The sequence below is a fragment of the Serpens gallinarum genome (genome assembly GCF_014836765.1).
Classification (GTDB): domain Bacteria; phylum Pseudomonadota; class Gammaproteobacteria; order Pseudomonadales; family Pseudomonadaceae; genus Serpens; species Serpens gallinarum.
The window spans coordinates 288,634-297,972 of the sequence record NZ_JACSQG010000004.1 but is presented as its reverse complement, the minus strand read 5'-3'; the positions used below and the strand labels follow the sequence as shown (position 1 = coordinate 297,972).

The following is a 9,339-nucleotide window of genomic DNA, read 5'->3' as shown; positions in this document are numbered from 1 at the left end:
AGGTTGATGGTCCAGCGCTCGGCCTGCTGCTGGCTGCCGGCTGAGCCAGCGGGCGCCACGCCGTTGGCCGCCTGCAGCGTGGGTGAGGCGGTGAGCAGGCTGGCGGTGAGCAGGGCGAGGGTCAGACGCGAAAAAGTCGAAGGCATCGGTCAGTCGCTTTCCGTGGGCTGTTCGATAGGGGGTGGGGGTGTTTCGAGCGGCTCTTCCAGTTCTTGCCGCCATTCGCCGAGGCGTTCGCGTAGCTGGTCGAGACTCAGGTCCTCATCCTGCAAGTCGCTAAATGGTGCGGACAGATCGTCGTCGGATGGGCCGACTGGCGCCGCAACGTTGCTCGGATTCCCATGTTGCGGGAAATACAGTGTTTCCAGGCGACCGTTGCGTTCAACCTCGATGCGGTCAGCATAGACCGCATGCAGGCGAACGCCGGATTCCAGTTCGCTGCCTATTTCAAACCGCTGGGGCTTGGCGCCATTGCGCTGGATGATCGCGCTGGAGCGCAGAGGGTTGGCATTGACGAAGCTGCCATGCAGGGTCAGGCGCAGTGTGGTGGCCGGCGGCGCGCCCTGAGCAACGGGAGTGGGGCCAAACAGGGCGGCCAGCTGGGCCAAGGTAGGCGTGGCTGGAGGTGCCGCTAGGCGAGATTCAACGGCAGCTGGCGGGTTACGCAACAGCTGTAGCCATTCCACGCTCTGCCAGGCCAGGCTGGCGCCCAGGAGCATCAGCAGCAGGACGCTGAGCACCAGGGGTGCCTGACGCTGCAGCCAGTGGGTAAAGACGGAGGTGGATATGGGCAAGACAATGCTCCCTGTATTTCTTTTGGGTGCAGGCATCAAGGAACCGAGTCTGGAAGCAGGTCACTAAGCTGAACTTTATGGCTCCGAGAATAGACTAGAAGCCTGAGGGCTCTGACCCAAGGGTCTGCATAACAGCCCGCTGCTCGCGAGGCCGGCGCTGATACGCCGCCTGGGCCAAGCATTCGGGAGGGACTTGGTCTAGGCGACTAGCACCTAAGACATGCTTCAGGCCGAACTGTCTTACAACCAAAGAGATTAACGCTGTGAACAAGCAACGCGGTTTCACGCTGATCGAAATCATGGTGGTGGTGGTCATCCTCGGCATTCTCGCCGCCTTGGTGGTGCCGCAGATCATGAGTCGTCCGGATCAGGCCAAGGTCACCGTGGCCAAGGGGGACATCAAGGCGATTTCGGCGGCCCTGGACATGTACAAGCTCGACAACCACAGCTACCCGAACACCCAGCAGGGATTGGAAGCCTTGGTACGCAAGCCGTCCGGCAATCCGCCGGCGCGCAACTGGAATCCGGACGGTTACCTCAAGCGCATGCCGGTCGATCCGTGGGGCAATCCCTATCAGTACCTGGCGCCGGGTACCCGCGGGCCGTTCGATCTGTATTCGTTCGGTGCTGATGGCAAGGAAAGCGGCACTGACCTGGATGCCGATATCGGCAACTGGGATTTCTAGCAGCCCAGTGCCTGGAGGTTATATGGCTGCCTGGAACCGGAAGCAGATAACGAGCTACTTACACGCATCGCCCCTGATGCAGCGTTGGCGGCAGCTGGCGCGTCGTGAACGCATGATGCTGGGTTTGCTGGGGCTGTTTCTGTTGGCTGTCGTGCTGTACCTGGGATTCTGGAAGCCCGCAGTCGAATACCGGGCCGCTTCACTGACCTATTTTCAGGAGCAGCGTGATTTGCACGCCTATCTGCAGGCGCGAGCGCCAGAGGCTCGGGGGCTGCAGGGGCAGCCAAAAGCTCGTCTGGATCCTGCGCGCCTGCAAGGCGAGGTCACTGCAAGCGCTACGCAGCAAGGCCTGTCGGTGGAGCGTTTGGAGGCCGGGGCCGAGGGTGCTCTTCAGGTCAGTCTGCAACCGACCGAGGCGGCTCGATTGCTGAACTGGCTGGCCGAGCTGGAAAAGCAGGGCGTGCGTGTCGATGAGGCCGGTCTGGATCGCCAGGCCGACAGTCGCGTCAGCGTGCGTCTGACCCTACGCGTATCGCCCTAAATAAGGTTACGTCAATGCCTGATCTCACCCCTTGCATGGTTGCGGTTCTGCTTGCCTGCGCAGCCACTTTTTTGCTGCCTGCGCAAAGCCCGGCGGCGCAAACGCTTGCCCGACGGGTGCTGGACGAGTCGTTTGACGGTAAAACCTTGACGGATTTTGGCACGGCGGTAGTGGCTGCGAAAAACGTTTCCCTGGCTAGCGGCAAGGGCGTGAATCATTCGAACGCAATCAGAGTGGACTATCGAGGCAACAGCAGGGGCAGCGAGAGGGTCATTGTCAACTACAAGCTGCCCCCCTCCTTGTATTACACGCTGAGTTTCGACGTGAACTTCTGCTCGGAATTTGACTTTCGCAAAGGAGGCAAGCTGCACGGGCTTGGTCCGGCCAGGCCTGTTGCTGGTGGTAACCGGATATCCCCGTCGCGGTGGAGTGCCAGGGCGATGTTCCGGCGTGACGGCGGATTGCAGACCTACATTTACAGTCAGAACATGAAAGGTCGTTACGGTGACGTTGTTATCGCCAAAAATTTCCGCTTCGAACGAGGCCATTATTATGCGGTGTCGTTGCAGGTGGTACTCAACAACCCGGCATCAGAAAGTAATGGCTATATGCGAATATATGTAGACGATGCTCTGGTTGCCGAACACCGCAGCATCAAGTTCCGCTCCGCCGAGACGTTGGACTCCCATATCAATACGCTGATGTTCAATACCTTTCACGGCGGTCACAGCGCCGACTGGGCACCTCGCAAGGCCGATGGATCCTATGCGGTGACCTGTGCTTATTTCGATAATTATTCAGTTTCCCCCTCGCTTACAGTCAAGCGTGGGCCTGGGTAACGGTACTTGGGCTTATAGCAGAACGCTTCGTTTAGAGGAGTGCTGGTGCAAAAGTCGGCCGACTATTACGCCAAGTCAAAGTTCGTTCTTTCTGAGCAATGGCCGCTTTAAATATTGATGAATTCTGGTGATTCGGCCAATCGTCGGAGAGCGTCTTGGGACTGTTTCAAAATGTCTACCCTCCCTCATGTGCTCCTCATCCCGATATGCATTGCATGAGGAAGCTCGACTATTTCGGATTCACCTAACGTCATGTTTGCGCCAAAAGGCCTTTGATAGTTTTGTGGTGAGTTTCCAGGGGTAATTGAGTTTCAACGATGCAAGTGACTGCGACACAGAGCTTTTCATTGACGCAGCCGTAAGCCAGTTCCGCCATTTCAACTGACTTGCGATATCGACCATGGGTGACCCGAAGCGTACCTACCTAACGGTTAGGAGAATCTTATGGGTCGTCATCGCAAAACACTCTCAGATCACCTCTTGAGAGCCACGGCATTCGCAATACTCACCGTGCCTATTGCGCTTGTCGCTCAGGAGAGCGGCAACAATTCACAGGTCCCGTCGGGTAATGAAGGCATTTTCCTCGAGCGCGCCGAGCTATTGCTCAGCCAGATGACGCTGGAGCAGAAAATCCAGCAATTGGCCAACAAGCCCGAAGAGGTCGACTTTCCCGAAGGGACCTATCTCGCCTCGGGCGGCAGGCAAGCGACCTGTGGGTTCACTGCCATCGGCAGACGCATCACCGGCATTCCCGAGCTGGGCATCCCGACTATTCGTGAGATCAACGGCGGCAACGGCGTGCGCGGGGGCGACTGCGTACCGGAGCCGGTGAGGACCGCCGGACCCTCGATGACCCTCGCGGCGGCCAGTTTCGATCCTCAGTTGATGTATGCCTGGGGCGAGGTGGTGGGTAACGAGGCGCGTACCTTTGCCCACCAGATCATGCTTGGCCCAGCACTGAACCTGATCCGTTCGCCCTATGCCGGCCGTGCTCAGGAATACCCCGGTGAGGATCCGTACCTCGCCGGCATCATCGGCTCCGCCCAGGTTCGCGGCATCCAGTCGCAAGGCGTGCATTCGATGATCAAGCACTTCGCGGGCAACGAGCACGAATTCAATTTCGAACGCTGGACCGCGGCGTCGCGCATTCCCAGCCGGGCATTGCATGAGCTGTACCTGCTGCCCTTTGAAATGGCGGTCAGGGATGCGAAACCCGCCGGCATCATGTGCGCCTACCCGCACCTGAACGGTTCCTGGGCGTGCGACAGTGAAGAGCTGCTGCAGCAGACCCTGCGTGACCGCTGGGGCTTCGATGGCTGGATCGAGAGCGACCGGCGTGCCATGCACAGCACGGTGGACTCCTTGCTGGCGGGTGTCGGTTACGAGCTCGATGAGCAGCCGGTGTACTACTCCGAGGAAAACATCAAGGCCGCCATCGCTGCGGGTGAGATAACGGAGGAGGACGTCGACGCGGTGCTCTTGCCCCGTTACACCAAGATGTACGAGTTCGGGTTCTTCGATAACAGCTACAACCGCATGCTTCCGGTTGATTTCGAGACAAATGGAGCCAAGGCGCGCGCGTTGGCGGAAGCCGGTATCGTGCTGCTCAAGAACGAGGAGAGTCTGTTGCCGTTGGACGCGGCGGAGGTGCAGTCGATAGCGCTGATCGGTCACCCCTGGTTTGCAGGTTCGGCCACTATTCCGCCGCGTAATGGGGATCCGGCAGAGCTGACCACGGTAATCCCGCCATTTACCGTGACCCCGGAGCAAGGCCTGGAGCAGTACGTCCCTGCGGTGACCTATCTCGACGGTCATGACATCGCAGCAGCCGTAGAGCTGGCGCAAAATTCCGATGTCGTCGTACTTGGAGTGGGTACCACACCCCGTGAAACACGGGATCCGACGACCATCAGGCTGCCCACGTTCTGCTCGGAGAGCGAGCAGAACCCGGACGGAGAGGATTCCCACGAGCTGGGTGAGCAGCCCGATCAGGACTTGCCGACGACAGAAGTCTGTCTGGATCAGGAGGAGCTGATCCGCCAGGTTTCGGCAGTCAATCCCAAGACCATCGTGGTGCTCTACAGCGGGGCCGGTGTGGTCATGGATTGGGTAGACCAAGTGCCAGCACTCATAGCCGCTTGGTTCCCCGGCCAGGAAGATGGCGACATCATCGCCGACATCGTATTCGGTGCCCTCAACCCGTCGGGCAAGTTGCCGGTGACCTTCCCCAATACCGAACGTGAGGCGGCTTTCGCCACCGAAGCGCAGTATCCGGGCCTGCACGAGTTTACCGGCATACCCGGTGGCCCAGGCAGGGCGGGTGACCCGAACCTACCGCAGTTGGTCAGTCGCTACCTCGAGGGTTTGGAGATGGGCTACCGCTGGTATGAGGCGAATGCTGTTACGCCCCGGTTCCCCTTTGGGTATGGGCTGTCCTACACCACCTTCCAGTACAGCCACTTGAAGCTGAAGAGATCATTCCGGCCCGAATACGAAATGGTTGAGGTGAAGCTGCCGAATAGCCAAAAGCCGCGCGTCATTCGGAAGCTCAAGGACATCGTGCCGGTGCTTACCGCCGAGTTCCATGTCACCAACACGGGGACGGTCGCAGGCGGCGAGGCTGCGCAGGTTTACCTGCAATTGCCCCACAAGGCCCAGCAGCCTGCCAAGCGTCTGGTGGGCTTCCAGAAGGTCTTCCTCAATCCTGGTGAGAGTGCACAGGTCTCGGTCGAAATAGAGGCCAACGCCTCCAACCATCCGTTCTCCCACTTCGTTCCCACTATTCCCGATTACCTTCCGGCCTGGGCCGAAGGCGAGTGGGAAACTGAGGATGGGTATTATCGGGTGCTGGTGGGCGGGTCGTCGGCTGACACACCCCTCATCAAGTCCATCGCCATGGTGTTCCCGGACTTCAAGAAATGGGCCGTCTGGCCTGATCTTTTCCAAAAGGACACCGTCGCGAGTATGGACGGTACAGGGCATGACACAGGGCATATGAAGTAAGCACCCGTTGCCTTTGAGCGGGTGACGTTGCACACCATCGCGGGCAGGGAAGTCCGCGATTTTTGATGTGCGGCTAGCTCAGCGTGGTTTCGTCGGATGCGTTTCAACCCGCAATAACACGCCATCCTTCCCCAACCTGAACCGCGCAAAATCCTCCGCCAGGAACAGCCGCCCGCGATAAACAGCCGCAGCCTCCGCGCGGATATTCTCGATGGACAACCCACGGGCAGGCCGTGCCGAGTAACGGGCGCTGAAGTGTGTCAGTACCAGATTGGGAAGGTCGCTTGCCTGAGCGAAGGCGGCGACACTGGCGGCCGTGCTGTGGCCGAATAGGCTGCGTTCGTCGTTGGTCACCGCGTGGGTGAAGGTGGCTTCGTGAACGAGAACCTGGGCGTCGCGGCAGGCGTCGGCCAGCAGTTCGGGGCGGTCGTTGTCGCCACCGACCACGATGCAACGTGGCGCTCGGGTGGCTAGCAAATAATCATCGCTGTGCAACGTGCGGCCCTGGTGCTGCACGTCGAAGCCATGGGCAAGCTGGCCCCACAGCGGGCCACGCGGAATACCCTCGCGGTCGAGTTTTTCAACATCCAGACGCGGGTCGGGACGGGCTTCAGTAAAGCGGTAGCCATAGCTGGGCACGCGGTGGGAGAGGGCGGTCGCATCCACGCGCAGCTGACGGTTGCGCCACTCGCGGAGGGTTTCCACGGCGTGAAACATCAGTTCATAGGGCAGCACGGTCTGGCTGATGCGCAGCGTGGTGCGCACCCATTCCTCGATGCCGAGCGGGGCGACGATTTCCAGCGGTTCGGTGCGGCCCGCCATCCCCGCGCTGGCCAGCACGCCAGGCAGTCCATAACAATGATCGCCATGCACGTGGGTGATGAAAATGGCCCGCAAGCCATGCAGCGAGAGCGGCGTATACAGCAACTGGTGCTGGGTAGCTTCGCCGCAGTCCACCAGATACCAGCCTTTTCCGGTGTCTTCCAGCACTGCCAGTGCGGTGACGTTGCGGGCCTTGGTGGGCGTGCCGGAGGAGGTGCCGAGAAAGAGCAGATCCACGGTTGGCGCTCCTGTGAAGCGTGATGCTCAGAGTATGCCGCAAGCACCTGCCGAGCATGCCACCTCACTGCTGCGCATTGCTTATGAACCTAAATGCCCCATCGCGTCCGCCGCTGCCTCGCGTTCCGCTTGTTGCAGCCCCGCGCGGCGCAGCAATTGTTTACAGCGTTCCGACAGGTGCACCACGCGCAAGTGCTTGCCGGTCCGGGTGTAGCGCTCGCGCAGGGTGATCAGCGCAGCGATGGCGGAGTAGTCGACAAAGTTCAAGTGCTGGCAATCCAGGGTCACCTGTTGCGGATCGCCCGCGGCGTCGAAGAGTTCCAGAAAACGCGTGGTGGAGGCGAAAAATAGCGTGCCGTGGGGGCGGTAGACTTTGCTGCCATTGGCGTCCATGTGACTGTCCACATACAGCTCGCGGCCGTGCTGCCAGGCAAAATTCAATGCGGCAATGACAATACCGCACAGCACGGCGGTGGCCAGGTCAGTGAACACCGTGATAACGGTGACGGCAACAATCACCAACACATCGTGCAACGGCACCTTGTTCACCACGCGCAGCGAGGCCCAGGCGAAGGTCTGCTGAGCGACCACGAACATCACGCCCACCAACGCGGCCAGCGGGATGCGCTCAATCAGCGGCGAGAGAAACAGCACGAACAGCAGGATCATCACCCCAGCCACCACGCCGGACAGGCGCCCGCGTCCGCCGGAGCCGAGGTTGATCATGGTCTGGCCGATCATCGCGCAGCCGCCCATGCCGCCGCACAGGCCAGACGCCACGTTGGCCGCGCCGAGGGCCACGCATTCGCGGTTGGTGTGGCCACGGCTCTGGGTGATTTCGTCGGTGAGGTTGAGGGTCAACAGGGTTTCCAGCAGGCCGACCAGCCCCATCAGCACGGCGTAGGGCGCGATGATGCGCAGGGTTTCCAGGTTCCAGGGAATGTCTGGCAGGGCCAGGCTCGGCAGGCCGCCGGCGATGTTGGCCATGTCGCCCAGGGTATGGGTGGGCAATTGCAGGAAGTAGGTGAGCAGGCCCACGCCGAGTATCGCCACCAGCGCCGGCGGCACGCTGCGGGTCAGGCGCGGCAGCAGGTAGACGATGGCCATGGTCAGTGCCACCAGACCGAGCATCAGATACAGCGAGTTGCCCGACAGCCAGGCATCGCCCTCCTTGAAATGCTCCAGCTGGGCGAGGGCGATGACGATGGCCAGACCGTTGACGAATCCTTGCATGACCGGGTGCGGCACCATGCGCACCAGCTTGCCCAGGCGCAGGGCGCCGAACAGGATCATCAGCAGCCCCCCGAGCAGCACGGTGGCCAGCAGGTACTGCGCGCCGTGCTGAATCACCAGCGCGATGATCACCACCGCCATGGAGCCCGCCGCGCCGGAAATCATCCCCGGCCGGCCGCCGAACAGCGCGGTGAGAGTGCAAATGATAAAGGCGCCGTACAAGCCCATCAGCGGGTTGAGCTGGGCGACCAGGGCGAAGGCGATACATTCGGGCACCAGGGCGAACGAAGTGGTGAGTCCGGCCAGGACATCGGTGCGCAGTTGAGCGAGTTTCATGAAATACCTGAAAGCGCGAAGGTGAGGCGCCGAACGAGCGTCCGGTGCTGCGGCGTGACTAGAAAGCCGGGCATGTTAACAGGCCGCCCAAAAAACGACCTAATGTCCTGTTTGGTTGCCCGACGCGGCCTTCGTTTCTTCTCGAGCATCCACTCTCTGGGTGAATGACCGAACAACGCTAAGCCGAACCGCACTCCGTCAATCCCCGTCCTGCCTCTGCATAGATAACGCGTTGCTGAATAGCGGTCGGAATATGCAGCGATAGGTAATCGATCAGGCTCCTGACTGCCGGCAATATGCCGCGAGGGCTTGTTTAGGTAAGGCTAAGCCCAGTGGGGGGCCCCACCCAGGATGGCAAGATGCGTTCCAGCAGCCCTTCATGGATGCTGGCGCTCACCGAAGGTTCTGGCAGTAGGGCAATGCCGGTGCCATGAACCGTGGCTTCCAACTGTACGCGCAGGTCATCGGTAATCAGCGCGGGAGTGTGATGGATCAGCAGCGGCTCTGCCTGGTTGCGCATCAGACCCCATCGACCCTGCTCATGGGCAAAATCGGCAAGGGTGCAGATGGTCGCGAAATCATTCAAATCATTAATGGAGTCGGGACGTCCGTGTCACTGCAGATAATTCGGGCTGGCCACGAGAATCGGATATGCCTGGCCCAGTAATCTGGACACCAGCCCAAGCGACTCATCAATCCGTGTAGTGGCTTGTAAAGCGATATCGAAACGCTCTTCCACCACATTGACTACGCGGTCCGAAGCATCGATTACCACTGCCACCTTGGGGTGGGTACTCATCAGCCGCGATTTCTCGATCCCGGTTGCACGGGAAGCAGCTGAAAAGCCG

The 9,339-nt window shown here is 60.4% G+C and carries 9 protein-coding genes; 4 read left to right on the top strand and 5 right to left on the bottom strand.

Features of this window, described 5'->3' with window-relative positions; genetic code table 11:
* Nucleotides 1-149 precede the first annotated feature (149 nt).
* Nucleotides 150-794, bottom strand: a complete 645-nt coding sequence (locus H9642_RS10700) for a type II secretion system protein N (protein WP_251836424.1) — start codon at nt 792-794, stop codon at nt 150-152.
* Between the two features lie 263 nt (nt 795-1,057).
* Between H9642_RS10700 and gspG the strand changes: the two genes are divergently transcribed.
* The 4 genes from gspG (at nt 1,058) to H9642_RS10680 (ending at nt 5,863) form a co-directional block, all read left to right on the top strand.
* Entirely contained in the window at nt 1,058-1,480 is a 423-nt protein-coding gene (gene gspG / locus H9642_RS10695) for a type II secretion system major pseudopilin GspG (protein WP_350027862.1), read from the top strand.
* A gap of 76 nt (nt 1,481-1,556) precedes the next feature.
* Entirely contained in the window at nt 1,557-2,021 is a 465-nt protein-coding gene (locus H9642_RS10690; protein WP_251836423.1) for a type II secretion system protein M, read from the top strand.
* A gap of 14 nt (nt 2,022-2,035) precedes the next feature.
* The gene (locus tag H9642_RS10685; RefSeq protein WP_251836422.1) at nt 2,036-2,860 is read left to right on the top strand and encodes a polysaccharide lyase; all 825 of its coding nucleotides are present in this window, start codon (nt 2,036-2,038) and stop codon (nt 2,858-2,860) included.
* Nucleotides 2,861-3,304: 444 nt separating this feature from the next.
* Nucleotides 3,305-5,863, top strand: coding sequence for a beta-glucosidase family protein (locus H9642_RS10680; RefSeq protein WP_251836421.1), 2,559 nt, complete (start codon nt 3,305-3,307; stop codon nt 5,861-5,863).
* Nucleotides 5,864-5,941: 78 nt separating this feature from the next.
* Here the strand turns inward: H9642_RS10680 and H9642_RS10675 are convergent, their stop codons facing one another.
* The 4 genes from H9642_RS10675 to H9642_RS18340 form a co-directional block, all read right to left on the bottom strand.
* A complete protein-coding gene (locus tag H9642_RS10675; RefSeq protein ID WP_251836420.1) occupies nt 5,942-6,922 on the bottom strand; it encodes an MBL fold metallo-hydrolase in 981 nt (326 codons plus the stop codon).
* A gap of 81 nt (nt 6,923-7,003) precedes the next feature.
* The gene (locus tag H9642_RS10670; protein ID WP_251836419.1) at nt 7,004-8,491 is read right to left on the bottom strand and encodes a SulP family inorganic anion transporter; all 1,488 of its coding nucleotides are present in this window, start codon (nt 8,489-8,491) and stop codon (nt 7,004-7,006) included.
* Nucleotides 8,492-8,804: 313 nt separating this feature from the next.
* Nucleotides 8,805-9,077: a type 2 periplasmic-binding domain-containing protein gene (locus H9642_RS10665; RefSeq protein ID WP_251836418.1), complete on the bottom strand. Its 273-nt coding sequence runs from the start codon at nt 9,075-9,077 to the stop codon at nt 8,805-8,807.
* Between the two features lie 27 nt (nt 9,078-9,104).
* Nucleotides 9,105-9,290: a type 2 periplasmic-binding domain-containing protein gene (locus H9642_RS18340; RefSeq protein WP_286010291.1), complete on the bottom strand. Its 186-nt coding sequence runs from the start codon at nt 9,288-9,290 to the stop codon at nt 9,105-9,107.
* Nucleotides 9,291-9,339: the final 49 nt, after the last annotated feature.